Here is a 25,741-nt window from a genome sequence, read left to right as displayed (position 1 = left end):
CACCCTCCGATTAAGGCGTTAAAGTTTTTTGGCTTTTTCCACGGCTTCGTCGATAGAACCAACCATGTAGAACGCCTGCTCTGGCAGGTGGTCGTATTCGCCTTCCATGATGCCTTTAAAGCCACGGATGGTGTCTTTCAGGGAAACGTATTTACCCGGAGAACCGGTGAATACTTCCGCAACGAAGAACGGCTGGGACAGGAAGCGCTGGATCTTACGCGCACGTGCTACCACCAGTTTATCTTCTTCAGACAGTTCATCCATACCCAGGATGGCGATGATGTCTTTCAGTTCCTGATAACGCTGCAGCAGGGACTGTACGCCACGCGCGGTGTCGTAGTGTTCCTGACCAACAACCAGCGGATCCAACTGACGGCTGGTGGAGTCCAGCGGGTCAACTGCCGGGTAGATACCCAGAGAAGCGATCTGACGGCTCAGTACCACGGTTGCATCCAAGTGAGCAAAGGTGGTTGCTGGGGACGGGTCAGTCAAGTCATCCGCAGGTACGTATACCGCCTGAACGGAGGTGATAGAACCGGTTTTGGTAGAGGTGATACGTTCCTGAAGAACACCCATCTCTTCCGCCAGGGTCGGCTGGTAGCCTACCGCTGATGGCATACGACCCAGCAGTGCAGATACTTCTGTACCGGCCAGGGTGTAACGGTAGATGTTATCAACGAACAGCAGAACGTCACGACCTTCGTCACGGAACTTCTCAGCCATGGTCAGACCGGTCAGTGCAACGCGCAGACGGTTTCCCGGCGGCTCGTTCATCTGGCCATATACCAGGGATACTTTGTCCAGTACGTTGGAGTCGGTCATTTCGTGGTAGAAGTCGTTACCCTCACGAGTACGTTCACCTACGCCCGCAAACACGGAGTAACCGGAGTGTTCGATCGCGATGTTACGGATCAGCTCCATCATGTTTACGGTTTTACCTACACCCGCACCACCGAACAGACCGACTTTACCGCCCTTAGCGAACGGACACATCAGGTCGATAACTTTGATGCCGGTTTCCAGCAGTTCCTGAGAGCTGGACAGCTCTTCGTAGGAAGGTGCTGCGCGGTGGATAGCCCAACGCTCTTCTTCACCGATATCGCCTTTCATGTCGATCGGGTGACCCAGGACGTTCATGATACGACCCAGGGTTGCTTTACCTACCGGGACTTCGATCGGGTGTTCGAGGTCTTTAACTTCCAGACCACGACGCAGACCGTCGGAAGAACCCATGGCGATGGTACGTACGATACCGCCGCCGAGCTGCTGCTGAACTTCCAGCACCAGGCTCTCTTTACCATTCATAACCTCAAGAGCATCGTACACGCGCGGTACGGCATCCTGAGGGAATTCGACGTCAACCACGGCGCCGATTACCTGGACAATTTTTCCAGTAGCCATCTTGAATCCTCTACGAATTAACCTGGTTATACCGCGGATGCACCACCGACGATTTCGGTGAGTTCCTGAGTAATGCTGGCCTGACGAGCTTTGTTGTATACCAACTGCAGCTCTTTAATCAGGCTGCCGCCATTGTCGGTCGCGGCTTTCATCGCCACCATACGTGCGGCCTGCTCGCTGGCCAGGTTTTCTACCACGCCCTGATAAACCTGAGACTCGACATAACGACGCAGCAGGGTATCCAGCAGCGCTTTCGGGTCTGGTTCATACAGGTAATCCCAGGATTTACGCTTCAATTCATCATCATCTGATGCCGGCAGAGGCAGCAGTTGGGTGATGGTTGGCGTCTGAGACATGGTGTTAATAAATTTGTTGCTGACAACGTACAGTCTGTCCAGACGACCTTCATCGTAGGCTTGCAGCATCACTTTAACCGGACCGATCAGTTCGGACAGGGAAGGGTTATCCCCCATGCCGGTTACCTGAGCGATCACGTTTCCGCCAACGGAGTTAAAGAAAGACACGCCCTTAGAGCCGATCATTGCGATATCGCACTGAACGCCTTTATCGGACCATGTTTTCATATCCGCCAGCAGCTTTTTGAACAGGTTAATGTTCAAGCCACCGCACAGACCACGGTCGGTCGACACCACCAGGTAGCCCACGCGTTTAACGTCGCGTTCTTCCAGGTAAGGGTGCTTATATTCCAGATTACCATTCGCAAGGTGACCAATCACTTTGCGCATGGTCTCTGCATAAGGACGGCTGGCCGCCATGCGATCCTGCGATTTACGCATTTTGGAAGCGGCGACCATCTCCATCGCTTTAGTGATCTTCTGCGTGTTCTGGACGCTTGCGATCTTACTACGTATCTCTTTTGCGCCGGCCATGAGCTTCTCCTCAATGCCTTGCGGTCCGCCCTAAAGCAGACCGCCAGACGTTACCAGGACTGGGTTGCCTTGAAGGAATCGAGGATAGCTTTCAGCTTGCCTTCGATTTCATCGTTATAGCCACCGGACTGGTTGATCTCTTGCATCAGCGGAGCGTGGTCACGGTCAACGTAAGCCAGCAGAGCGGCTTCGAAGCTACCGATTTTCGCCAGTTCCACATCTTCGAGGTAACCGCGTTCAGCCGCAAACAGCACCACACCCTGCTGTGCAACAGACATTGGCGCATACTGTTTCTGCTTCAGCAGTTCAGTTACTTTCTGACCATGGCTCAGCTGCTTACGAGTAGCTTCATCCAGGTCGGAAGCGAACTGAGAAAACGCAGCCAGTTCACGATACTGTGCCAGAGCGGTACGAATACCACCGGACAGTTTCTTGATGATCTTGGTCTGCGCTGCACCACCAACACGAGATACGGAGATACCCGGGTTAACTGCCGGACGAATACCGGAGTTAAACAGGTTGGTTTCCAGGAAGATCTGACCATCGGTAATGGAAATTACGTTGGTCGGAACGAACGCAGAAACGTCACCCGCCTGGGTTTCGATAATCGGCAGAGCGGTCAGGGAGCCGGTTTTACCTTTAACTTCACCATTGGTGAACTTCTCAACGTATTCCGCGTTTACGCGGGATGCGCGTTCCAGCAGACGGGAGTGGAGGTAAAATACGTCGCCCGGGAATGCTTCACGTCCTGGCGGACGACGCAGCAGCAGGGAAACCTGACGGTACGCAACGGCCTGTTTAGACAGGTCATCGTAAACGATCAGTGCATCTTCACCGCGGTCACGGAAGTATTCGCCCATTGCGCAACCGGCATATGGTGCCAGGTATTGCAGTGCAGCAGATTCAGACGCGGTCGCCACAACAACGATGGTGTTGGACAGTGCGCCGTGTTCTTCCAGTTTACGAACCACGTTAGAAATGGTGGACGCTTTCTGGCCGATAGCCACGTACACACATTTGATGCCGGAATCACGCTGGTTGATGATGGCATCGATTGCCATCGCAGTTTTACCTGTCTGACGGTCACCGATGATCAGCTCACGCTGGCCACGACCGATTGGGATCATGGCATCAACAGATTTATAACCGGTCTGTACTGGCTGGTCGACGGACTGACGTTCGATTACGCCTGGTGCGATAACTTCGATCGGCGAGAAGCCATCGTTATCAACCGGACCTTTACCGTCAATCGGGGAACCCAGAGTGTTCACCACACGACCCAGCAGGCCACGGCCAACCGGAACTTCCAGAATACGACCCGTACACTTAACCTTCATGCCTTCGGCGAGGTCAGCGTATGGACCCATCACTACTGCACCTACGGAGTCGCGCTCCAGGTTCAGTGCGATAGCGTAACGGTTACCCGGCAGGGAAATCATCTCACCCTGCATACAATCGGCCAGGCCGTGAATGCGGATAACACCGTCACTTACAGAAACAATAGTACCTTCGTTATGAGCTTCGCTCACAACACTGAACTGAGCAATGCGCTGCTTGATCAGTTCGCTGATTTCGGTGGAATTCAGTTGCATGCTCCAGTCCCCTTAAGACTGCAAGACGTCTGCAAGGCGCTCAAGACGGCCGCGTACGCTGCCATCAATGACCATATCACCCGCTCGGATGATTACGCCTGCCATTACAGACTTATCGATTTTGCAATTCAGCTTAACTTTGCGTGACAGACGTTTTTCCATCGCAGCACTAATCTTCGTAAGCTGTTCATCACTCAGTGCATTGGCAGAAGTGACTTCTACCTCAGAGATAGCCTCACTGGCTGCACGCAGGTGAATAAACTGCTCAAGAACATCCGGGAGCGCATTCAGACGGTTATTTTCAGCCATAACCCTAATCAGGTTTTGGCCGCTTTCGTCCAGCTGCTCACCGCACACGGCGATAAACGACTCAGCGAGCGTTTCCGGCGCCAGCGCGCCAGAGAGAAGCTCTGCCATTTGTTCGTTTTTTGTCACCTCAGCGGCGAACGTCAACATATCCTGCCAACGGTCAATGCTTTGGTGCTCAACGGCAAAGTCAAAAGCTGCTTTGGCGTAGGGGCGAGCTACCGTAATAAATTCAGACATCAGCCCCTCCCTCCTTACAGTTCAGCGACAAGTTTGTCCACGATGTCGCTATTAGCAGCTTCATCCACGGAACGTTCGATGATCTTCTCGGCGCCAGCAACAGCCAGGATAGCAACTTGCTTACGCAGCTCTTCGCGAGCACGTTTACGCTCGGCGTCAATTTCCGCCTGCGCCTGTGCCACGATTTTAGTACGTTCCTGCTCTGCTTCAGTTTTAGCTTCGTCCAGGATCTGAGCACGGCGTTTGTTCGCCTGCTCGATGATTACCTGAGCTTCCGCCTTCGCTTTTTTCAGCTGGTCGGTCGCGCTGGCCTTTGCAAGGTCAAGATCCTTATGTGCTCGTTCTGCAGAAGCAAGGCCGTCAGCAATTTCTTTTTGACGTTTTTCGATGGCAGCCATTAAAGGCGGCCATACGTACTTCATGCAGAACAGAACGAACAGGACAAACGCGATGGCCTGGCCGAGGATTGTTGCGTTAAGATTCACAGCACAATGCCTCTATCTAGTTAACGTTCTGATATTGCTCTTAATTCAAGCAACGCTTACTACGCGACAGCAAACATCACGTACAGACCCAGACCTACAGCGATCATTGGGATTGCATCCACCAGACCCATAACGATAAAGAACTGAGTACGCAGCAGAGGAATCAGATCCGGTTGACGCGCTGCGCCTTCCAGGAATTTACCCCCGAGGATGCCGATACCGATCGCAGCACCGATTGCCGCCAGACCCATCATCACAGCGGCAGCAATGTACAGCAGATCCATATTCAGGTTTTCCATGACAGTCTCCAGTTTGTTTCAGTTAAAACGTAGTAGTGTTGGTAAATTAATGCTCTTCAGATGCCATCGACAGATAGACAATCGTCAGAACCATAAATATGAAGGCTTGCAGCGTGATAATCAGTATGTGGAAAATGGCCCAAGGCACATTCAGGATCCACTGTGACCACCACGGCAACAGACCAGCAATCAGAATGAAAATCAGCTCACCGGCATACATGTTGCCGAACAGTCGCAGACCAAGAGAGATTGGTTTGGACAGCAGGCTTACCCCTTCAAGGATTAAGTTGACAGGGATGAACGCCCAGTGATTGAACGGCTGCAGCGTCAACTCTTTCGCGAAGCCACCGATGCCTTTCATTTTGATGCTGTAGAACAGAATGAGGATAAATACGCCCAGCGCCATCGACAGGGTGATGTTCACGTCAGCAGACGGAACCACACGCAGAGCCGGTAGGCCAAAGATATGCTCACCGATGTACGGCAGCAGGTCGATAGGCAGCAAATCCATCAAGTTCATCAGGAATACCCAGACGAAAATCGTCAAGGCCAGCGGAGCAATCAGCTTGCTTTTGCCATGGTACATGTCTTTCACGCTACCATGCACAAAGCCGATTACCAGCTCAATCGCGGTCTGAAATTTACCTGGTACGCCGCTGGTCGCCTTTTTGGCTACGCTACGGAACATAAGCAGGAACAACAGACCCAGAACCACCGAGAAGAAAATGGAGTCAATATTGAGCGTCCAGAAGGTGGCTGGGGGGTTGTGCGGATCCACCAGCGAGAATGTACGTAGGTCCAACTGAAGGTTATTCAGATGGTGTCCTATGTAATCCTGCGGCGTCATATTTTCTGAAGCCATGATGCCTTTACCCTTTGTTGTTAATTACAGCCGGCGCCAGTATCTGAACCACCAGCACCAAAACCCACGTAACGATCAGCGGCATGAATACCGCTTTCAAAACAGCCAACGCCACCACCAACAACACCAGCATCGCTAATACCTTGAAGGCTTCGCCGAAAGCGAACGACCAGGCTACTCGGCCCTTCGCTGGTGTATGTACCTGGTGACGCCAGGCAAATATCATAAACAACACATTAGGCAGTAACACTGCCAATCCTCCACACAACGCGGAGATGCCCCAGAAAGGGTCTTTGAGGCTAAACAGCAATCCACTTGCTATTACAACCAGAAGCTGTGTGAGCAAAAGCTTACGAGCAACGTTTCGACTCAAGAGCGACATAGACATCACGTTTTTACTCCTGCTCCCTTCGAGGTATGCCGCGTGTCGTATAAAACGTTCTTTATGGCTTAGAGTCAAGCATCAAAAAGCGGACAAATTATACGGTGCGCCTTCGTGATTTCAAACAATAAGTAGCTAAAAAGTGAATAAATGTTTAAATATTTTTCGCTGCCCCACATTTATTACTTTTAGGCAAACTGTGAACGATCATGCAAAACTGCAAATACCGCGAAAACACTGGCGTCAAAGCGTGCACCAGATCACATATTGAACATATTCACCTTCGCATAATTTATTTACGTGGCAATTGATGCCTTTTCATCTTTTTGATATTTAAGCGTAAAAATAGCCACTATTTCAAAAACAACGCCTAACAACAAAAAAACCGCTCATTGACATTTATAATAAAAAATTAACACGAACGGTGATTCTTACGTTCTATTTTTAGCAGACTGATATTTTCACAGCTGACTTGTTTCGCTTTTAACAAAAAACGGTACGTTATAGTTATGATGCAAAACCGTAAGGCACTAGTGAAATGTAACGACATTTAACCACACTATTACCTATGACTTTTAACACCTGAAAAGCCGTTTTTTCTCTATTTTTTTTGATAAAAATTAAATTTTGTTTGGCTTAATAACCACCAAATGACGTTCACCATCCAACTGCGGAACGCGTAATTTTTCGACGGACTCAACGCTGAATTCTGCTGGCAGCGAATCAATTTCATCTGCAGGCAACTGCCCTTTTAGCGCATAAAAACGCCCATTCTGGCCCGGCAAATGGTGACACCAGCTAACCATATCATTGAGTGAAGCGAAAGCACGGCTAATCACCCCATCAAACGGCGGTTCTGAAGGAAATTCTTCAACACGGCTTTGCACTGGAGTGATGTTAGTAAGCGCAAGCTCATGCTGCACCTGACGCAAGAAACGAACACGTTTTCCCAGGCTATCGAGCAGTGTGAAATGCGCTTCTGGGCGCACGATAGAAAGCGGAATTCCCGGCAGGCCCGGTCCCGTACCTACATCGATAAAACGCTCACCCTTCAGATACGGTGCAACGACAATGCTGTCCAGAATATGGCGTACCAGCATTTCGTTGGGATCCCGCACCGACGTCAGGTTGTACGCTTTGTTCCATTTGTGCAGCATATCGACATACGCAATCAGCTGATTTTTCTGGTGATCGGTAAGAGAAATACCGGCATCAGCCAGCAGACGAGAGAGTTTGTTGAGCACGGTCGTTACCTGTTAATAATCAAATGCCCGATGCGCTTTCGCTTATCGGGCCTACAAATTCGTACGGCGGGCAAGCGAAGCGCCCCCGCCAAAATAGTGTTATCAAGCGCTGCGGCGCAGCATACCTTGTTTTTTCAGCCATACCAGCAGAATGGAGATGGCGGCAGGCGTTATGCCGGAAATACGCGATGCCTGACCGATCGAGACGGGTTTGTGATCGTTCAGCTTAGCGATAACTTCATTCGACAAGCCAGAAACCTGGCGATAATCCAGCGTTGCAGGCAACAGGGTGTTTTCATTGCGCTGTTGTCTTTCAATTTCTTCCAGCTGACGGGCAATATACCCTTCGTATTTCACCTGAATCTCAACCTGTTCTGCGGCCTGAGCATCATCAAGCGCGGGTGCGAACGCAGATAAAGAGGTCAACTGAGCATAGGTCATATCCGGGCGACGCAGCAGATCTTCACCGCTCGCTTCACGTGACAGAGGTGTAGCCAGGTGAGCATTCACTTCTGCTGCGGACTCCGCTAACGGATTCACCCAGGTTGATTTAAGACGTTGGCGTTCCTGTTCGATACGCTCCAGTTTCTCGTTGAAGCGAGCCCAGCGCTCATCGTCCACCAGACCCAGTTCACGACCAATTTCGGTCAGACGCAGGTCGGCGTTATCTTCACGCAGCATCAAACGGTATTCAGCGCGAGATGTGAACATACGGTACGGTTCTTTGGTACCCAGCGTACACAGGTCGTCCACCAGCACGCCAAGATAAGCCTGATCGCGACGCGGTGCCCACCCCTCTTTTTCAGCAGACAAACGCGCGGCGTTCAGACCAGCCAGCATGCCTTGTGCGGCGGCTTCTTCATAACCAGTTGTACCGTTAATCTGGCCCGCAAAGAACAGACCCTGGATGAATTTGCTTTCCAGAGTAGGTTTTAGATCACGCGGATCGAAGAAATCATACTCAATCGCGTAGCCAGGGCGGACGATTCTGGCATTTTCCATCCCCTGCATGGAGCGGACAATTTGCATCTGCACATCGAACGGCAGGCTGGTGGAGATGCCATTCGGGTAAATTTCGTTAGAGGTCAGCCCTTCCGGTTCGAGGAAGATCTGATGCTGGTTACGATCGGCAAAGCGCATCACTTTATCTTCGATCGACGGGCAGTAGCGTGGGCCGATACCTTCGATCACGCCAGCGTACATTGGGCTACGATCGAGGTTATTGCGGATCACGTCATGGGTTTTCTCATTGGTATGCGTGATGTAACACGGCATCTGGCGCGGATGTTGAGAAGCATCGCCCAGGAATGAGAAGACCGGCATCGGGTTATCGCTGTTTTGCTGGCCGAGCACGCTGAAATCAATCGTGCGCGCATCGATACGCGGCGGTGTACCGGTTTTCAGGCGGCTGACGCGCAGCGGCAGTTCACGCAGACGGCGTGACAGCGGGATGGACGGCGGATCGCCAGCGCGGCCACCGCTGTAGTTATCCAGACCAATATGAATTTTGCCGTCGAGGAAAGTCCCCACGGTTAATACGACCGCTTTGGCACGGAACTTCAGTCCCATTTGGGTTACTGCACCCACAACGCGATCGTTTTCGACAATCAGATCTTCAACCGCCTGCTGGAAGATCATCAGGTTGGGTTGATTCTCCAGCGCAGTGCGTACCGCCTGGCGATAGAGCACACGATCGGCCTGAGCTCGGGTAGCGCGAACGGCTGGCCCTTTGCTTGCGTTTAGTATCCTAAACTGGATACCTGCGTGGTCGATCGCTTTTGCCATCAACCCACCAAGCGCATCCACTTCTTTTACCAGGTGTCCCTTCCCAATACCGCCGATCGCCGGGTTGCAGCTCATCTGCCCCAGAGTGTCGATATTGTGTGTCAAAAGCAGAGTCTGTTGACCCATTCGCGCCGCGGCCATTGCGGCCTCGGTGCCTGCATGACCCCCGCCAATGATGATGACGTCAAAAGGATCCTGATAAAACATGGTAATTGCCTCGCATAACGCGGTGTGAAAATGGATTGAAGCCCGGGCCGTGGATTCTACTCAACTTTAGTCGATGGAGAAAGACCTGGGATCCTGGGTATTAAAAAGAAGATCTTTTTATTTAGAGATCTGTTTTATTGTGATCTCTTATTAGGATCGCACCTTTCTGTGGATAAGGACGATCCTTTAAGTAAGATCAACAGGTTGCTGAGGATCATTAGCTGTGAATGATCGGTGATCCTGGTCCGTATAAGCTGGGATCAGAATGAAGGGTTATGCACAACTCAAAAACTGAACAACGGTTGTTCTTGGGATAACTACCGGTTGATCCAAGCTTTTAACCAGAGTTATCCACATAAAAAAGTACGATCTTTACAAATCTCTGAGCAACGGATGCCACGATCCCAGCCAAATTTCAGCCGGATCTTCCGGAATTTCATGTTCCAGTACGTTGATCCTGAGTGTTTCGCCGATCTGTTTTGCCCCACAGGCCTTCAATTCGGCTTCCAGCTTGTCGATTGCGCCGCAAAAGGTGTCATATTCACGACTGCCTATCCCGATTGCACCAAAGCGCACTTGTGACAGGTCCGGCTTTTGCTCGCGTAACGCATCATATAAAGGCTGTAGGTTGTCAGGAATATCTCCCGCACCGTGCGTGGAGCTGATAATCAGCCAGATCCCGTCAGTCGGAACCTCTTCAAGCATTGGCCCATGCAGTATTTCGCTGGAAAAACCAGCGTCGTCCAGCTTTTCAGCCAGATGCTCTGCTACATATTCCGCACTGCCAAGCGTACTACCGCTGATAAGAGTGATGTCTGCCATGATCGCCCACCTTTATAAAGAGGGCGTATTGTACGCTGTGAGCGAGCTGGGATCTACCTGTGGAAAAATAGGGGATTAAAAAAACCGATCATGGCTTGATGGTACGCATGATCGGGTTTTGCAGGACGATCAGGGTTTCAGTGGACTGAATTTCGTCAATTGTTTGGATCTTGTTGATAAGTACCTGCTGCAATGCGTCGATCGACTTGCACATCACCTTAATAAAGATGCTGTAGTGCCCGGTGGTGTAATACGCTTCGGTCACTTCATCGAGGCTTTCCAGTCTGGCCAGCGCTGACGGATAGTCTTTCGCACTTTTCAGGATGATGCCGATAAAGCAGCCGACGTCATAACCCAATTGTTTGGGACTGACATCAATCCGCGCGCCGGTAATAATCCCCGCCTGCTTCATCTTTTCTACGCGAACGTGAATTGTTCCTGGGCTGACGCCGAACTGTTTGGCTAATTCTGCGTAGGCGGTACGAGCATTTTCCATTAAGGCGTCAAGAATGCCGCGGTCCAGATTGTCGATCTGATAATTTTCCATAGGTTTTTCTTATGTAGATTAATGATTCCCTCTATTTTAGACGTAATTTTTAACGAATCAAAATCGAAGTCGGCTTTTTGTTTGTTGATTATTGAATATTACCTCCATTCTGTTGCTTAATCATAGGCAACAGGACACAGGAGTACACATAATGAAAACCGCTTACATTGCCAAACAACGTCAAATTAGCTTCGTAAAATCTCATTTTTCTCGCCAGCTGGAAGAGCGTTTAGGCCTGATCGAAGTTCAGGCGCCGATCCTCAGCCGCGTTGGAGATGGCACGCAGGATAACTTGTCAGGCTGTGAAAAAGCGGTGCAGGTGAAGGTTAAAGCATTGCCAGACGCTCAATTCGAAGTGGTTCATTCACTGGCGAAGTGGAAGCGTCAAACGTTAGGACAACACGACTTTAGCGCAGGCGAGGGGCTGTACACGCACATGAAAGCCCTGCGTCCCGATGAAGATCGCCTCTCCCCGCTGCACTCAGTGTACGTTGACCAGTGGGACTGGGAGCGCGTGATGGGCGACGGTGAGCGTCAATTCTCCACTCTGAAAAGCACGGTAGAGGCTATCTGGGCGGGAATTAAGGCCACCGAAGCTGCGGTTAGCAAAGAGTTTGGTCTGGCACCGTTCCTGCCAGAGCAGATCCACTTTGTTCATAGCCAGGAGCTGTTATCTCGTTATCCGGATCTTGATGCAAAAGGTCGTGAACGTGCGATCGCTAAAGAGCTGGGTGCGGTATTCCTGGTGGGGATCGGCGGCAAGCTCAGTGACGGTCACCGTCATGACGTACGTGCGCCGGATTATGATGACTGGAGTTCAGCGTCCGAGCTGGGTCATGCCGGTCTGAACGGTGATATTCTGGTCTGGAACCCGGTTCTGGAAGATGCGTTTGAGCTGTCTTCTATGGGGATCCGTGTGGATGCTGACGCCCTGAAACACCAGCTGTCTCTGACCGGTGATGAAGATCGCCTGAGTCTGGAGTGGCACCAGGCGCTGCTGCGCGGTGAAATGCCGCAGACAATTGGTGGCGGCATTGGGCAGTCGCGTCTGACCATGCTGTTGCTGCAATTACCGCACATTGGTCAGGTTCAGTGTGGCGTATGGCCGGCCCAGGTACGTGAAAGCGTCGCTTCTCTGCTGTAACAATTAACGCCGCCAGCGTCTGAGCAGGCGGCTTCGCATCCCGGTATCAAAGCGCCAGATATGATCGAAAATGCGCATGATGCCGGGTTTGCCATGTGCTGACATCGCTACCGCATGAAAACGGTGCTGGTGCACCCGCTGTAATTCTCCCACTTTGCTGACTACTTCATCGGGCAATCGCTGAGCGATAAAATCTGAGATAACCACCGCATCGGCATCAAACCATTCCCGACCCTGCATGCGTTCAATAATGGCGCGAAAACAGCTGGCAATATCAGTGCCGCCACGAAAGCGCTGACTTAAAAAGCGGATCGCCTGCTCGATGCCCTCCGGACCGGAAAGCTCATAGCGCACCACTTCTGTTGAAAACAGCATAATGAAACAGCGCCGGTTATCGGCAAGGGCAACGCGCATTAGCGCCAGGCAAAAGGCTTTCGCACACTGCTCATTAAATCCGCCCATCGATCCCGAGGTATCAACGCAGACGATAAAAGGCCCGCGCGGCTGCTCGTCAAAATCCTGATGCACCACCGGACGTTCCGTTACTTTCTCACGCCATGCTTCGCCGTGCAGGCGGTAGGTGAGCAGTTGCTTTTCCACCAGCCGTCGGTAGAACTCGTATTCCAGTTCGGTAATGCCCAGCGTGGCCAGCTCTGGCGGTAGCAGGCGCAGGATATCGTCACTTTGCTGGATGCCATCCACCTGCTCCGGGACGGTTGCCGGTTCGCGCACCAGCGTACGGAAGGTTTCCATTGGCGCATCTTTACGCGGCACGGATTTCGCCTCTCTGGAACGACCTAACTGTTCGGCCAGGCGCTGGAGTTCGGGTTGTTGCGTCAGAAATTCGCCGTATTTCACCATCAACTGATAATCACCGCGCTTGATTTGGCCCGCGCTCATATCCCACAACCGGCCTGCTGCGTTGTCATTTTCTGCCAGAACGGGTTCCAGTTGCCCGCTGAGGGTCATCCGTTCTTGTACTTCACTGAGCAAATGCTCGCGCTCTTCTTCCAGCAGTTGCTGATTAAGCGTTGTGGTTTGCACCACCAGGCTCAGGCGCCAGCGCTGGAGAAAAAGCGTATGTAGGGCGGGCGTAAAGGTGCTGTTGTCATTGACCAGTTGCTGCGCTTGCCCGGCCCACGGCGAATGGAGGCGGTGCAATAGCGATAATATTTGCGGTAGCTGAACGATAAACTGCGCATGAGAGAGGAGCTGGCTTTGTTGATAACAAATGACCTCTTCTGCTAACTCTGGCGGCACATGGGTATCTTTGAGGCGGCTACGCAAAGATTCACGCCAGCGCGGTATATCTTCAGCGATCGCTTTTTTGAGGCGCGGGAATTTTTTAAAAAAGACCACCATCTTTGGAGAAGCCAGCAGGGCGACGATCATCTCTTCGATCATCGCCTCTTCGCTGACTGCCAGCATGATGTTGAGTGTATCAAGGGTCAGCATTGTTGCGCCTGGCGGATTTGCGCCCCGACATCCTGCAGGCTGGCTTCAATGCGGCCTAACCAGTCGCTATGAATAAACAGGCATTTTTGCTGTTCGCTGAATGCGCTGTGCTGCTGATGCCACTCGTTATCGAGCGCCTCAAGCTCCTGTTTTATCTCTGCGGGCATACTCTCTTGCGAAGCACCCGGCAGCGCCAGGCGAGAACCTTGTAAACTGACATCGCGCACAACCAGATGCTGTGCGCTATCGACTTCCATATTCAGCGTTTGGGCAAAGCCTATTCCGTTTAGTTTTCCGCGGATCTCACCGCCTTTTGTTAGCCACAGTTCCAGTGCGCCACGTTCGAAAGCTATATGGATAACCTCCATATCATGCAGTTTTAAAGGCTTTTGCAGCAGTAATGTCACGACAGAAGACGAGGCTTCTGGCGGTAAATCATAATGAGGACGACGGCTGAACATTCCGCCCTGACGGATTACCGTGAACGCCGTTTTGTCGCTTTGCTGCTGCTGGAGCTGAATGCGGCGCTGCACAATGCTGCCCAGGCGCGTCAGCATGGCTTGCTGTTGCCAGGCGTGTCCGGTCATCAATATTTCAAGCTGCTGTTGCATCAGATTAAGGCTTTGCGCGTCGTACCACAGGCAATCTTTCAGCAGGATCAGGTCGATAGGTACTACCGCATCGCGTCCGCTAAAGAAAGCACTTGCCTGGAGTAAGCGGATCGCTTTTTTCCAGCGACGATCGGACACATAAGGAGCATTCGGTAACACGTCTAACTGCTGGCGCAGCGTGAAAATGAGCTCAAACACGCGATCGGGAAGCTTGATCGCACTAATGTCTTTTTGCCACTGGTGATACTCTTCATCCGTCACCTGCAATGATGCCGGGACCGGATTGTCGCTTTCATCCTGCTGACTTAACAGCATGGAGCGGAAATTGGCCTTGTCCTGAACTTTATCCAGCCACAGACGAATCAGCATACGGTCGTACAGCGCTTCCAGGCTGCTGTCGGCTTCAGGCAGTTCGTTGGAAGCAGCCACCAGCAGACGCATCGGAATTTTTTCTTCATACGCGCCGTTACGGAAATGACGTTCGTTAATGGCGGTCAACAGGGTGTTAAGAATTGCCGGGCCTGCTTTCCAGATTTCATCGAGAAAAACGATTTCAGCTTCAGGAAGATAGCCCGCCGTTAAGCGTTCATAGCGACCTTCGTCTTTTAACGCCTGAATGGACAGCGGACCAAACACCTCTTCGGGCGTAGAGAAGCGCGTCATCAGGTATTCAAAAGCGCGTGCGTTTTGGAAGGCAAACTTCAGTCGGCGGGCAATTAAGCTTTTTGCGATCCCCGGGGGGCCTAATAAGAAAACGCTCTCGCCGCTGAGTGCTGCCAGCAGACACAGACGAATGGCGTGGCTACGTTCATAAAGTCCCTTTTCCAGCGCATTGCTCAGACGGGAAATTCTTTCCGCTAATAAATGTGGGTGAGCCATAATGAAGTGGCGTCCTTTCGCCAAATGTACTGCATAAACTGCGAGTATAGATGCTTCACACCATTGCAGTAATAGACTGAAGGTGCGCTTATTTTTCTTTGAGCCAGATTAATCTGGTCTCATTTAGGGGTACGATTTTGTGATTAATCGTGCATACTGTGCGCCTTTTTGTGGGCCAAGGGACGACGCACACATTTCTTATATATACACCAAATCAATCAAGCTGCACCAAGGCGGCAATGGAGTTTTCTTCTGGGATGGGGGGAATAACGAATGCAGCCCACACGGAGTGGCTTGAAAGATGATGTGTATAAACGAAAGACGAGTCTATGAGCACTGATAATAAACAATCATTGTCTGCGATTACCCTTGCGGCCATTGGGGTTGTCTACGGTGATATTGGTACCAGCCCACTTTATACGCTTCGTGAATGTTTGTCCGGCCAGTTTGGTTTTGGCGTTGAACGTGATGCCGTATTTGGTTTTCTCTCGCTGATTTTCTGGCTGCTGATCTTTGTTGTCTCCATTAAATACCTGACGTTTGTCATGCGCGCAGATAACGCCGGAGAAGGCGGGATCCTGACGCTGATGTCATTGGCCGGGCGCAATACCTCGGCGCGAACAACCTCCATGCTGGTCATTATGGGATTGATAGGCGGCAGCTTCTTTTATGGTGAAGTGGTGATTACGCCAGCCATTTCGGTGATGTCTGCGATTGAAGGTCTGGAGATAGTTGCCCCGCAACTGGATACCTGGATTGTTCCGCTCTCAATAATTGTGCTGACCCTGCTGTTTTTGATTCAAAAACACGGTACCGGTATGGTCGGTAAGCTGTTTGCGCCGATTATGCTGCTATGGTTCCTGACGCTCGCGGTATTAGGCGTGCGCAGTATTATTGGCAATCCGGAAGTACTGCAGGCGCTCAATCCGTATTGGGCGGTGCATTTCTTCCTCGAATTCAAAACGCTGTCCTTTATCGCGCTGGGTGCGGTGGTGCTGTCGATTACCGGTGTTGAAGCGCTGTATGCGGATATGGGCCACTTCGGTAAATTGCCGATTCGTCTGGCATGGTTCTCCGTGGTATTGCCTTCACTGGTGCTGAACTATTTTGGGCAGGGCGCGTTGCTGTTAAAGCATCCTGAAGCAATCAAAAACCCGTTTTTCCTGCTGGCGCCGGACTGGGCATTAATTCCATTGTTGATCCTCGCCGCGCTGGCAACGGTCATCGCCTCTCAGGCGGTTATCTCCGGCGTCTTCTCGCTGACGCGTCAGGCCGTACGTCTGGGGTATTTATCGCCGATGCGTATCATCCATACCTCGGAAATGGAATCGGGCCAGATTTACATTCCTTTCGTTAACTGGATGCTCTATTTTGCGGTAGTTATCGTGATAGTGAGCTTTGAACACTCCAGTAATCTTGCTGCGGCGTATGGGATTGCGGTAACGGGGACGATGGTACTGACTTCAATTCTGTCGACCACCGTGGCGCGCAAAAACTGGCACTGGAATAAATACTTCGTCTTCCTGATCCTGGTGGCGTTCTTGTGCGTCGATGTTCCGCTGTTCTCCGCGAACCTCGATAAGCTTATTTCCGGCGGTTGGCTGCCTCTGACGCTGGGTCTGGTGATGTTCACCATCATGACCACCTGGAAAAGCGAACGCTTCCGTCTGCTGCGTCGCATGCATGAGCACGGTAACTCTCTGGAGGCGATGATTGCTTCTCTGGAGAAATCGCCACCGGTACGCGTGCCGGGAACGGCGGTGTATATGTCCCGCGCACTGAACGTCATCCCGTTTGCACTTCTGCATAACCTCAAGCATAACAAGGTGCTGCATGAGCGCGTTATTCTGCTGACGCTGCGCACGGAAGATGCGCCCTATGTTCACAACGTGCGTAGAGTGCAGATTGAGCAGTTATCGCCCACCTTCTGGCGCGTGGTGGCCAGCTACGGTTGGCGCGAAACGCCGAACGTGGAGGAAGTGTTCCATCGCTGCGGTCTGGAAGGCTTAAGCTGTCGGATGATGGAAACGTCCTTCTTCATGTCGCATGAGTCGTTGATTGTTGGCAAGCGGCCATGGTACCTGCGTCTGCGCGGCAAGCTGTATCTGCTGCTACAGCGCAACGCGCTGCGCGCGCCGGACCAGTTTGAAATCCCACCGAACCGGGTTATTGAGCTTGGTACTCAGGTAGAGATTTAATCTCATCGACGCCCTCTTTCATCGCGAAAGGGGGCGTTTTGTTTTGCCCCTCTCAGTTTTCATTTCATCGAATGATAATCCTTGCGAAACGTTTCGATGGCGATCACATTTTCGTAACGTCGCGGTGGTTTTCTGTCCACTCTTCGCAATACACTTATCTCCAGCGAAACGTTTCGCTAGTGGGGAAAGAAAATGAAGAAAGGCACGGTACTCAACTCTGAAATTTCAACGGTGATCTCCCGTCTGGGGCATACCGATACGCTGGTGGTGTGTGATGCAGGTTTACCCATCCCGAACAGCACAACGCGTATTGATATGGCATTAACCCAGGGCATACCTTCTTTTATGCAGGTACTGGATGTGGTCACACGTGAAATGCAGGTCGAGGCGGCCATTCTCGCGTCGGAAATTAAACAACATAATCCGCAACTCCACGAAACGTTGCTCAGCCACATTGAGCAACTGCAACAACACCAGGGAAACACCATAGAAATTCGTTACACCACGCATGAACAATTCAAAAAACAAACCGCAGACAGTCAGGCGGTAATTCGCAGCGGAGAATGTTCTCCGTATGCGAATATCATTCTCTGTGCTGGCGTCACGTTCTGAGGCCATCATGAACGCATTACTGCAACTTAAAGGGATCGATAAAGCGTTCCCGGGCGTAAAAGCGCTATCCGGCGCCGCGTTGAATGTCTACCCTGGCCGCGTAATGGCGCTGGTGGGCGAAAATGGCGCGGGCAAATCCACCATGATGAAAGTGCTGACCGGGATCTATACCCGTGATGCCGGTTCTTTATTGTGGCTGGGGAAAGAAACCACCTTTAATGGCCCTAAATCCTCCCAGGAAGCTGGAATCGGCATCATCCACCAGGAGCTGAACCTGATCCCGCAACTCACCATCGCTGAGAACATTTTTCTCGGTCGTGAGTTTGTGAATCGCTTTGGCAAAATTGACTGGAAGAAGATGTACGCCGAAGCCGATCTGCTGCTCGCCAAACTGAATCTGCGCTTTAAAAGCGACAGACTGGTTGGTGAGCTATCGATTGGCGATCAGCAGATGGTCGAAATTGCCAAAGTGCTGAGCTTTGAATCGAAAGTCATCATTATGGATGAGCCGACGGATGCCCTCACCGATACCGAAACCGAATCCCTGTTCCGCGTCATTCGCGAACTGAAATCCCAGGGACGCGGCATTGTCTATATTTCTCACCGCATGAAAGAGATCTTCGAGATTTGCGACGACGTAACCGTCTTCCGTGACGGGCAGTTTATTGCCGAACGTGAAGTTGCCTCGCTGACCGAAGACTCGCTGATTGAAATGATGGTGGGACGTAAACTGGAAGATCAATACCCGCGCCTGGAAAAAGCGCCGGGTGATATTCGCCTGAAGGTCGATAACCTGTGTGGCCCTGGCGTAAACAATGTTTCGTTCACGCTGCGTAAAGGCGAGATCCTTGGCGTATCCGGGCTGATGGGGGCCGGACGAACCGAACTGATGAAAGTGTTGTACGGCGCATTGCCGCGCACCAGCGGTTACGTCACGCTTGATGGCCATGAAGTGGTTACCTGTTCGCCGCAGGATGGGTTGGCTAACGGCATCGTCTATATTTCTGAAGACCGTAAACGCGATGGTTTAGTGCTGGGCATGTCGGTGAAAGAGAACATGTCACTGACCGCACTGCGTTATTTCAGCCGTGCCGGTGGAAGCCTGAAACATAAAGATGAGCAGCAGGCGGTGGGTGATTTTATTCGTCTGTTCAATGTTAAAACACCATCAATGGAACAGGCTATCGGCCTGCTGTCCGGTGGTAACCAGCAGAAAGTGGCGATTGCGCGCGGTCTGATGACGCGGCCAAAAGTGCTGATCCTTGATGAACCAACGCGCGGCGTTGACGTTGGAGCCAAGAAAGAAATCTATCAGCTTATCAACCAGTTTAAGGCTGACGGGCTGAGCATCATTCTGGTCTCCTCTGAGATGCCAGAAGTATTGGGCATGAGCGATCGAATTATCGTTATGCATGAAGGGCATCTCGGCGGTGAGTTCACTCGCGAGCAGGCCACTCAGGAAGTATTAATGGCTGCCGCTGTGGGCAAGCTTAATCGCGTGAATCAGGAGTAAAAAAGATGACTACCCAGGCTGTTTCTGGTCGCCGTTATTTCACTAAAGCATGGCTTCTGGAGCAAAAGTCGCTCATCGCTCTGTTAGTGCTGATCGCGATTGTTTCCACCATGAGCCCTAACTTTTTTACCGTTAATAACCTTTTCAACATTCTCCAGCAAACGTCGGTGAACGCTATCATGGCCGTTGGCATGACGCTGGTTATCCTGACGTCAGGTATCGATCTGTCCGTCGGTTCCTTGCTGGCGCTTACCGGCGCGGTTGCGGCTTCAATTGTAGGGATTGAGGTCAATGCGCTGGTGGCTGTTGCTGCAGCCCTGGCGCTCGGCGCTGCCATTGGTGCAGTCACCGGGGTGATTGTTGCGAAAGGTCGGGTGCAGGCGTTTATTGCAACGCTGGTGATGATGCTGCTGCTGCGCGGCGTGACCATGGTGTACACCAACGGCAGTCCGGTTAATACCGGATTTACTGACAATGCCGATCTGTTTGGCTGGTTTGGTATTGGTCGTCCGTTAGGCATCCCTACGCCAGTGTGGATCATGGGGATTGTCTTCCTCGCGGCGTGGTACATGCTGCACCACACTCGTCTGGGCCGTTATATCTACGCGCTGGGCGGTAACGAAGCGGCAACGCGTTTGTCTGGTATCAGCGTCAGTAAAATCAAAATTATCGTTTACTCACTGTGCGGTCTGCTGGCATCGCTGGCGGGCATCATTGAAGTCGCGCGCCTCTCCTCTGCGCAACCAACAGCAGGTACTGGCTATGAGCTGGATGCGATCGCAGCGGTGGTGTTAGGCGGTACCAGCCTGGCGGGTGGTAAAGGACGTATTGTTGGGACGCTGATCGGCGCATTGATTCTTGGTTTCCTCAATAATGGTTTGAATTTGTTAGGTGTATCCTCCTATTACCAGATGATCGTCAAAGCGGTGGTGATTTTGCTGGCGGTACTGGTAGACAACAAAAAGCAGTAACAACGATTACAGGACATCTTAAATATGAACATGAAAAAACTGGCTACCCTGGTTTCTGCTGTTGCGCTGAGCGCCACCGTGAGCGCGAATGCGATGGCGAAAGATACCATTGCGCTGGTGGTCTCCACCCTCAACAACCCGTTCTTTGTTTCTCTGAAGGATGGGGCGCAAAAAGAGGCGGATAAGCTGGGTTACAACCTGGTGATTCTGGACTCGCAGAATAACCCGGCGAAAGAGCTGGCTAACGTTCAGGACTTAACGGTTCGTGGAACTAAAATTCTGCTGATCAACCCGACTGACTCTGATGCCGTTGGTAATGCGGTGAAGATGGCTAACCAGGCAAAAATTCCGGTTATTACCCTTGACCGTGTTGCCTCCAAAGGCGAAGTGGTAAGCCACATTGCGTCTGATAACGTGTTGGGTGGCAAAATTGCGGGTGATTACATCGCGAAGAAAGCCGGTGAAGGCGCGAAAGTTATCGAACTGCAGGGGATTGCCGGAACTTCAGCGGCGCGTGAGCGTGGTGAAGGTTTCCAGCAGGCCGTTGCGGCACACAAATTTAACGTACTGGCCAGCCAGCCGGCAGACTTCGACCGCACCAAAGGTCTGAACGTCATGCAGAACCTGCTGACCGCGCATCCTGATGTGCAGGCCGTATTTGCCCAGAACGATGAAATGGCGCTGGGTGCGCTGCGCGCACTGCAAACCGCGGGTAAATCTGATGTGATGGTGGTTGGATTTGACGGCACTCCAGATGGCGAAAAAGCAGTAAATGATGGCAAACTGGCTGCGACTATTGCTCAGTTGCCGGATCAGATCGGCGCGAAAGGCGTTGAGACTGCGGATAAAGTCCTGAAAGGCGAGAAGGTTCAGGCTAAATATCCGGTTGACCTGAAGCTGGTCATCAAGCAGTAATACCGATTCAGGTCGCTCGCGGCCTGATGGAGACATAAATACGCCATCCCCGTATCTGATTTTGGGGATGAAAGCGTAAAAAGAAAAGCAGGGCACGCGCCACCCTAACCCGGTGGCGCACTTTGACTTGGAACACCAAATATGAAAACCGCAGGCAACCTCGTTGTTCTTGGCAGTATCAATGCCGATCACATCCTTAACCTTAACTCTTTCCCGACACCTGGTGAAACCGTAACTGGTAGCCATTATCAGGTCGCATTTGGCGGTAAAGGCGCGAATCAGGCTGTTGCTGCGGGTCGTAGTGGCGCGAATATCGCATTCATTGCCTGTACGGGCGATGATGATATTGGCGAAAGTGTACGTAAACAGTTAGCCAAAGATAACATCGATATTGCGCCGATTAGCGTAATTTCGGGGGAATCGACCGGTGTGGCGTTGATTTTTGTGAATGGTGAAGGTGAGAACGTTATCGGCATTCATGCCGGAGCGAACGCAGCTCTTTCGCCAGCGCTGGTGGAAGCGCAGCATGAGCGTATTGCTCAGGCGTCCGCCTTACTTATGCAGTTAGAATCGCCGATCGAAAGCGTACTGACTGCAGCAAAGATTGCACATCAAAATAAGACCATGGTCGCCCTGAACCCGGCACCGGCACGTGAACTTTCTGATGAACTGCTGGCGCTGGTGGATATTATTACCCCGAATGAAACCGAGGCTGAAAAGCTGACGGGGATCCGGGTCGAAAATGATGAAGACGCGGCCAAAGCGGCGCAGGCATTGCACGCTAAAGGTATCCATACTGTACTGATTACTTTAGGTAGTCGCGGTGTGTGGGCCAGCGTTAATGGCGAAGGTCAGCGTGTGCCCGGTTTTAAAGTGGAAGCCGTTGATACTATTGCCGCTGGAGACACCTTTAATGGCGCGTTAATTACAGCGTTGCTGGAAGAGACTCCGCTGCCTGAAGCGATCCGTTTTGCGCATGCCGCTGCGGCGATAGCGGTTACCCGTAAAGGCGCACAGCCTTCCGTTCCGTGGCGCGAAGAAATAGAAGCGTTTTTAAGTCAACAGAGGTAACGCTTGGCTACAATGAAGGACGTCGCCCGCCTGGCGGGTGTTTCCACGTCGACGGTTTCTCACGTCATTAATAAAGATCGCTTTGTCAGTGAGTCCGTCACTGACAAAGTAGAAGCTGCAATTAAAGCGCTGAACTACGCGCCCTCAGCGCTGGCGCGTAGCCTCAAGTTAAACCAGACCCGCACGATTGGCATGTTAATCACTGCCAGTACCAATCCCTTCTATTCTGAACTAGTGCGCGGCGTTGAACGTAGCTGTTTTGAGCGCGGCTACAGTCTGGTGCTGTGCAATACCGAAGGCGATGAACAGCGCATGAACCGTAATCTGGAAACTCTGATGCAAAAACGTGTGGACGGCTTGTTGCTGCTCTGCACCGAAACACATCAGCCTTCCAGAGAGATAATGCAGCGTTATCCTTCTATACCGACCGTGATGATGGACTGGTCGCCTTTTGATGGTGAAAGCGATCTGATTCAGGATAATTCCTTGCTGGGCGGGGATTTAGCCACGCAACATCTTATCGAAAAAGGTTTTACGCGCATTGCCTGCATCACCGGGCCGCTGGATAAAACCCCGGCGCGTTTGCGTCTGGAAGGATATCGGGCAGCAATGAAGCGGGCGGGGTTGCCTGTTCCGGAAGGCTACGAGATTACCGGTGACTTTGAGTTCGGCGGCGGCTTTGAAGCTATGCAAACGTTGCTGTCGCATAAACAGCGACCGCAGGCCGTTTTTACAGGCAATGATGCAATGGCAGTTGGCGCGTATCAGGCTCTGTACCAGTCAGGATTGCGCATTCCGCAGGATATGGCTGTGGTGGGTTACGATGATATCGAGCTGGCGCGCTATATGACGCCGCCCCTGACGACCATCCACCAACCAAAAGATGAATTGGGCGAACTGGCCATCGATGTATTAATTCACCGGATGGCGCAGCCCGCATTACAGCAACAGCGTTTGCAGCTTACTCCTGTTCTGATGGAGCGGGGGTCGGTTTAGGTTTGTGCCGATCTTTGATCAGGTTACGTCCATCTTTGGCTTTTAGCAGCATGAACATCAGCGCGGATATTACCGTGATAGCGCCCATCGTCATAAAGGTGTAGTGGAACTGCTCGACCGTATTGGTTCCTTCCATACCTTCATAGATACGCAGAACGGCGGCGCTGATGGCAACCCCTAAACTGATTGATAACTGCTGAGTAACGGCCAATACGCTGTTGCCGCTGCTGGCGTTTTCATCGGTCAGATCCGCCAGAGTGATGGTATTCATTGAAGTAAACTGGGTGGACATCGCCATACCTAAAATGAACAACGGCAGGATTAGCATCCAGACCGGCATGGCAGGAGATTGCAAAGCGAACTGCGCAATCATCAGGCCGATAAATACCGTAACACCCACCAATGTGGTCCTGTAGCCGAGTTTGCGCAGAACCTGCGTCACCATGGATTTTGCCAGAATTGAACCTAACGCTGTTGGCGCCATCATGCAGCCGGCTATCAGAGCCGGATATCCAAATCCTACCTGCAACATCAGCGGCATTAAGAAGGGCACGCAGCCTGTGCCCAGGCGAGTGGCGAGGTTTCCGGCGATCCCAACAGAAAAGGTCCGAGTCTTAAATATCGGAAGCGATATCAGCGGCGTTGGGTGGCGACGCGCATGGCGAATATAGGCGAGTAGTAACCACACACTGGCAAGAATAATACCGAGTGCGACCCAGGTCTCGACAAGCTTCTCACCGAACAATTCAACGCCGCTGGAAAACAACACCAGGCTCAAACCAAACAGAAAGAAACCGGTCATATCAAAACTGCGGCGTGGCGTGGTGAAGTTCGGCATATATTTGCGGGCATAGAAGATACCGGCAATGCCAATTGGAATATTAATCAGGAAGATCCAGTGCCAACTGGCCCATGTAACCAGTACACCGCCCAATACCGGACCTAAAATCGGCCCCACAAGTCCTGGCATGGTGACGAAGTTAAGCACGGGAAGCAGTTCGCTGCGGGGGTAAGCACGCAATAACGCCAGACGGGCAACGGGCATCATCATGGCGCCACCGATTCCCTGAATGACACGGAAAATCACCAGTTCGCTTAGGGAACTGGACAGCGCACAGGCCAGCGATCCCAATGTAAACAGGCTAACGGCAATCATAAAGACGCGTCGGGTACCAAATCGGTCTGCCAGCCAACCACTTACCGGGATCAGCATCGCGACAGTCAGGGTATAGCTGATAATAGCCGACTGCATGGCGAGTGGAGAGCGGTTAAGACTATGTGCTATTGCGGGTAGGGCGGTATTGAGGATCGTGGCGTCTAATGCCTGCATAAAAAAGGCCATGGCTGCTATCCACGGTAGCCCGGCCATACTGCGTGATTTCTTTTCTGACATGTTATTTATCCGGTAGCACGTTCGGTGCTATCAGCAATGCCTGACAGGCAGCAAAGGCGCGATCGCCATCGTTATCATCTATTGCGTCGACAATGGCCTGGTGCAAATCCAGTTTCACCACATCGTTATAGGTAATAGAGGTAAAGTAGGTCTGGTAAACCGAATGGAACAGAGATGCAAAGGAAATAAGGAACGGATTCGCACTCATTTCATAGATGTGCTCATGCCAGGCGATATCAACCTCAATCCAGCGTTCGCGTCTGAAGTTTCTTTTCAGCTCGACCATCTCTTCCATCAGCGTGTTGAGGTGCGCTTTCTGTTCAGCCGTACCTATGGTCGCTGCCAGTAAGCACGCCTGAGGCTCCAGGCTGATACGCATCACCAGAAAATGTTTAATGACCTGCGGGAAATTATCTTCTGTCATCCACCAGGTGAGCAGCTCCTGGTCAAGGAAGTTCCAGTTTGCTTGCGGCATGACGCGTGTACCAATACGTGGGCGCGGTAATACCATACCTTTTGCCGTTAATGTTTTTACTGCTTCTCTTACCGCGGTGCGACTCACGCCAAACTGATCGCCCAGCTCTATTTCGCCAGGCAATATCGCACCCGGCGCGTATTCACCTTTTAATATTCGCTGAGCCAGCTTTTCGGCCAGAACGTAGGACAAGTTTTTCTGTGCGGCTAGCTGTTGGGCATTTAACGGCATGAATGTTCTTCCTTACTCTTTTTCTTATTCATTAGTATGCCACCAGGAAGTGTGATTGCGGCTGCAAAAACGGCAATTTGCTTATTTTATGGCATGTTAATGGTTGTTTTGGTGAAAAAACACGCACTCGGAAAGTTATTTTAAATTTCCCCTTGTCAGCCTGAAATAACTCCCTATAATGCGCCTCCACTGACACGGAACAACGGATTACAAGC

At 51.6% G+C, this 25,741-nt stretch carries 24 protein-coding genes; 8 read left to right on the top strand and 16 right to left on the bottom strand.

Going from position 1 to position 25,741, the window contains the following annotated elements:
* Window positions 1-18: 18 nt before the first annotated feature.
* The 12 genes from atpD to asnC form a co-directional block, all read right to left on the bottom strand.
* Window positions 19-1,401: a F0F1 ATP synthase subunit beta gene (gene atpD / locus OGY18_RS26580; protein ID WP_003023806.1), complete on the bottom strand. Its 1,383-nt coding sequence runs from the start codon at window positions 1,399-1,401 to the stop codon at window positions 19-21.
* Window positions 1,402-1,427: 26 nt separating this feature from the next.
* Entirely contained in the window at window positions 1,428-2,291 is an 864-nt protein-coding gene (atpG, locus tag OGY18_RS26575; protein WP_003023804.1) for a F0F1 ATP synthase subunit gamma, read from the bottom strand.
* Between the two features lie 50 nt (window positions 2,292-2,341).
* The gene (atpA, locus tag OGY18_RS26570) at window positions 2,342-3,883 is read right to left on the bottom strand and encodes a F0F1 ATP synthase subunit alpha (protein WP_003827026.1); all 1,542 of its coding nucleotides are present in this window, start codon (window positions 3,881-3,883) and stop codon (window positions 2,342-2,344) included.
* 12 nt (window positions 3,884-3,895) lie between these two features.
* Window positions 3,896-4,429 (bottom strand): F0F1 ATP synthase subunit delta, encoded by a 534-nt coding sequence (gene atpH, locus OGY18_RS26565; RefSeq protein ID WP_003827024.1) that lies wholly within the window; start codon window positions 4,427-4,429, stop codon window positions 3,896-3,898.
* 14 nt (window positions 4,430-4,443) lie between these two features.
* On the bottom strand, window positions 4,444-4,914 hold the full coding sequence (gene atpF, locus OGY18_RS26560) for a F0F1 ATP synthase subunit B (protein WP_003827022.1): 471 nt from the start codon (window positions 4,912-4,914) through the stop codon (window positions 4,444-4,446).
* A 59-nt stretch (window positions 4,915-4,973) separates the two neighbouring features.
* Complete coding sequence (gene atpE, locus OGY18_RS26555; RefSeq protein ID WP_003023794.1) at window positions 4,974-5,213, bottom strand: F0F1 ATP synthase subunit C; 240 nt, start codon at window positions 5,211-5,213, stop codon at window positions 4,974-4,976.
* 46 nt (window positions 5,214-5,259) lie between these two features.
* Window positions 5,260-6,075, bottom strand: coding sequence for a F0F1 ATP synthase subunit A (atpB, locus tag OGY18_RS26550; RefSeq protein WP_003023792.1), 816 nt, complete (start codon window positions 6,073-6,075; stop codon window positions 5,260-5,262).
* Between the two features lie 7 nt (window positions 6,076-6,082).
* Window positions 6,083-6,463 carry a F0F1 ATP synthase subunit I gene (gene atpI, locus OGY18_RS26545; RefSeq protein ID WP_003827019.1) on the bottom strand — a complete coding sequence of 127 codons (381 nt, stop codon included), beginning with the start codon at window positions 6,461-6,463 and terminating at the stop codon, window positions 6,083-6,085.
* A gap of 614 nt (window positions 6,464-7,077) precedes the next feature.
* Window positions 7,078-7,701, bottom strand: coding sequence for a 16S rRNA (guanine(527)-N(7))-methyltransferase RsmG (gene rsmG / locus OGY18_RS26540; protein ID WP_003827017.1), 624 nt, complete (start codon window positions 7,699-7,701; stop codon window positions 7,078-7,080).
* Window positions 7,702-7,803: 102 nt separating this feature from the next.
* Window positions 7,804-9,693 carry a tRNA uridine-5-carboxymethylaminomethyl(34) synthesis enzyme MnmG gene (gene mnmG / locus OGY18_RS26535; RefSeq protein ID WP_003827014.1) on the bottom strand — a complete coding sequence of 630 codons (1,890 nt, stop codon included), beginning with the start codon at window positions 9,691-9,693 and terminating at the stop codon, window positions 7,804-7,806.
* Window positions 9,694-10,065: 372 nt separating this feature from the next.
* Window positions 10,066-10,515, bottom strand: coding sequence for an FMN-binding protein MioC (gene mioC, locus OGY18_RS26530; RefSeq protein WP_003827013.1), 450 nt, complete (start codon window positions 10,513-10,515; stop codon window positions 10,066-10,068).
* Between the two features lie 88 nt (window positions 10,516-10,603).
* Window positions 10,604-11,062, bottom strand: a complete 459-nt coding sequence (asnC, locus tag OGY18_RS26525) for a transcriptional regulator AsnC (protein WP_003023780.1) — start codon at window positions 11,060-11,062, stop codon at window positions 10,604-10,606.
* A gap of 151 nt (window positions 11,063-11,213) precedes the next feature.
* On the opposite strand from asnC, the gene asnA reads away from it, so the two are divergent.
* Complete coding sequence (gene asnA / locus OGY18_RS26520) at window positions 11,214-12,206, top strand: aspartate--ammonia ligase (RefSeq protein ID WP_003827009.1); 993 nt, start codon at window positions 11,214-11,216, stop codon at window positions 12,204-12,206.
* A gap of 3 nt (window positions 12,207-12,209) precedes the next feature.
* On the opposite strand, the gene viaA is transcribed toward asnA, so the two are convergent.
* Together viaA and ravA are read right to left on the bottom strand one after the other, a co-directional pair.
* A complete protein-coding gene (gene viaA / locus OGY18_RS26515; protein ID WP_079938806.1) occupies window positions 12,210-13,661 on the bottom strand; it encodes an ATPase RavA stimulator ViaA in 1,452 nt (483 codons plus the stop codon).
* Window positions 13,655-15,151, bottom strand: a complete 1,497-nt coding sequence (ravA, locus tag OGY18_RS26510) for an ATPase RavA (RefSeq protein ID WP_148362644.1) — start codon at window positions 15,149-15,151, stop codon at window positions 13,655-13,657. Before ravA ends, viaA begins: the two co-directional genes overlap by 7 nt.
* A 329-nt stretch (window positions 15,152-15,480) precedes the next feature.
* Here ravA and kup point away from each other — a divergent pair, with 329 nt between their 5' ends.
* The 7 genes from kup (at window position 15,481) to rbsR (ending at window position 23,427) form a co-directional block, all read left to right on the top strand.
* On the top strand, window positions 15,481-17,349 hold the full coding sequence (kup, locus tag OGY18_RS26505; protein WP_003827003.1) for a low affinity potassium transporter Kup: 1,869 nt from the start codon (window positions 15,481-15,483) through the stop codon (window positions 17,347-17,349).
* Window positions 17,350-17,541: 192 nt separating this feature from the next.
* Window positions 17,542-17,961 (top strand): D-ribose pyranase, encoded by a 420-nt coding sequence (gene rbsD, locus OGY18_RS26500; protein ID WP_148362643.1) that lies wholly within the window; start codon window positions 17,542-17,544, stop codon window positions 17,959-17,961.
* Between the two features lie 7 nt (window positions 17,962-17,968).
* Entirely contained in the window at window positions 17,969-19,474 is a 1,506-nt protein-coding gene (gene rbsA / locus OGY18_RS26495) for a ribose ABC transporter ATP-binding protein RbsA (protein WP_286554953.1), read from the top strand.
* 5 nt (window positions 19,475-19,479) lie between these two features.
* Window positions 19,480-20,445, top strand: a complete 966-nt coding sequence (gene rbsC / locus OGY18_RS26490) for a ribose ABC transporter permease (RefSeq protein ID WP_003826999.1) — start codon at window positions 19,480-19,482, stop codon at window positions 20,443-20,445.
* 24 nt (window positions 20,446-20,469) lie between these two features.
* Complete coding sequence (gene rbsB / locus OGY18_RS26485; RefSeq protein WP_003023760.1) at window positions 20,470-21,360, top strand: ribose ABC transporter substrate-binding protein RbsB; 891 nt, start codon at window positions 20,470-20,472, stop codon at window positions 21,358-21,360.
* Window positions 21,361-21,501: 141 nt separating this feature from the next.
* Complete coding sequence (gene rbsK / locus OGY18_RS26480) at window positions 21,502-22,431, top strand: ribokinase (RefSeq protein ID WP_003826997.1); 930 nt, start codon at window positions 21,502-21,504, stop codon at window positions 22,429-22,431.
* Window positions 22,432-22,434: 3 nt separating this feature from the next.
* Entirely contained in the window at window positions 22,435-23,427 is a 993-nt protein-coding gene (gene rbsR / locus OGY18_RS26475; protein WP_003023757.1) for a ribose operon transcriptional repressor RbsR, read from the top strand.
* Here rbsR and mdtD read toward each other — a convergent pair.
* The gene (gene mdtD, locus OGY18_RS26470; protein ID WP_286554950.1) at window positions 23,393-24,820 is read right to left on the bottom strand and encodes a multidrug transporter subunit MdtD; all 1,428 of its coding nucleotides are present in this window, start codon (window positions 24,818-24,820) and stop codon (window positions 23,393-23,395) included. The genes rbsR and mdtD overlap by 35 nt on opposite strands.
* A 1-nt stretch (window position 24,821) precedes the next feature.
* Window positions 24,822-25,526 carry a FadR/GntR family transcriptional regulator gene (locus tag OGY18_RS26465; RefSeq protein WP_003023753.1) on the bottom strand — a complete coding sequence of 235 codons (705 nt, stop codon included), beginning with the start codon at window positions 25,524-25,526 and terminating at the stop codon, window positions 24,822-24,824.
* Between the last annotated feature and the right edge of the window lie 215 nt (window positions 25,527-25,741).

The organism is Citrobacter sp. Cpo142, from assembly GCF_030332425.1.
Lineage (GTDB): Bacteria > Pseudomonadota > Gammaproteobacteria > Enterobacterales > Enterobacteriaceae > Citrobacter > Citrobacter portucalensis.
Note: the sequence above shows the minus strand (reverse complement) of the source record. Positions and strands in the feature narration are given on the sequence as shown.

What these genes read in the sequence shown, in the direction of transcription:
- mnmG (WP_003827014.1), bottom strand. Translation starts at nt 9,693, where the DNA reads ATGTTTTATCAGGATCCTTTTGACGTCATCATCATTGGCGGGGGTCAT.
- asnA (WP_003827009.1), top strand. Translation starts at nt 11,214, where the DNA reads ATGAAAACCGCTTACATTGCCAAACAACGTCAAATTAGCTTCGTAAAA.
- rbsA (WP_286554953.1), top strand. Translation starts at nt 17,969, where the DNA reads ATGAACGCATTACTGCAACTTAAAGGGATCGATAAAGCGTTCCCGGGC.
- mioC (WP_003827013.1), bottom strand. Translation starts at nt 10,515, where the DNA reads ATGGCAGACATCACTCTTATCAGCGGTAGTACGCTTGGCAGTGCGGAA.
- mdtD (WP_286554950.1), bottom strand. Translation starts at nt 24,820, where the DNA reads ATGTCAGAAAAGAAATCACGCAGTATGGCCGGGCTACCGTGGATAGCA.
- rbsD (WP_148362643.1), top strand. Translation starts at nt 17,542, where the DNA reads ATGAAGAAAGGCACGGTACTCAACTCTGAAATTTCAACGGTGATCTCC.
- asnC (WP_003023780.1), bottom strand. Translation starts at nt 11,062, where the DNA reads ATGGAAAATTATCAGATCGACAATCTGGACCGCGGCATTCTTGACGCC.
- rbsC (WP_003826999.1), top strand. Translation starts at nt 19,480, where the DNA reads ATGACTACCCAGGCTGTTTCTGGTCGCCGTTATTTCACTAAAGCATGG.
- atpE (WP_003023794.1), bottom strand. Translation starts at nt 5,213, where the DNA reads ATGGAAAACCTGAATATGGATCTGCTGTACATTGCTGCCGCTGTGATG.
- atpB (WP_003023792.1), bottom strand. Translation starts at nt 6,075, where the DNA reads ATGGCTTCAGAAAATATGACGCCGCAGGATTACATAGGACACCATCTG.
- atpG (WP_003023804.1), bottom strand. Translation starts at nt 2,291, where the DNA reads ATGGCCGGCGCAAAAGAGATACGTAGTAAGATCGCAAGCGTCCAGAAC.
- atpD (WP_003023806.1), bottom strand. Translation starts at nt 1,401, where the DNA reads ATGGCTACTGGAAAAATTGTCCAGGTAATCGGCGCCGTGGTTGACGTC.
- ravA (WP_148362644.1), bottom strand. Translation starts at nt 15,151, where the DNA reads ATGGCTCACCCACATTTATTAGCGGAAAGAATTTCCCGTCTGAGCAAT.
- atpH (WP_003827024.1), bottom strand. Translation starts at nt 4,429, where the DNA reads ATGTCTGAATTTATTACGGTAGCTCGCCCCTACGCCAAAGCAGCTTTT.
- viaA (WP_079938806.1), bottom strand. Translation starts at nt 13,661, where the DNA reads ATGCTGACCCTTGATACACTCAACATCATGCTGGCAGTCAGCGAAGAG.
- kup (WP_003827003.1), top strand. Translation starts at nt 15,481, where the DNA reads ATGAGCACTGATAATAAACAATCATTGTCTGCGATTACCCTTGCGGCC.
- atpI (WP_003827019.1), bottom strand. Translation starts at nt 6,463, where the DNA reads ATGTCTATGTCGCTCTTGAGTCGAAACGTTGCTCGTAAGCTTTTGCTC.
- atpA (WP_003827026.1), bottom strand. Translation starts at nt 3,883, where the DNA reads ATGCAACTGAATTCCACCGAAATCAGCGAACTGATCAAGCAGCGCATT.
- rbsB (WP_003023760.1), top strand. Translation starts at nt 20,470, where the DNA reads ATGAACATGAAAAAACTGGCTACCCTGGTTTCTGCTGTTGCGCTGAGC.
- OGY18_RS26465 (WP_003023753.1), bottom strand. Translation starts at nt 25,526, where the DNA reads ATGCCGTTAAATGCCCAACAGCTAGCCGCACAGAAAAACTTGTCCTAC.
- rbsK (WP_003826997.1), top strand. Translation starts at nt 21,502, where the DNA reads ATGAAAACCGCAGGCAACCTCGTTGTTCTTGGCAGTATCAATGCCGAT.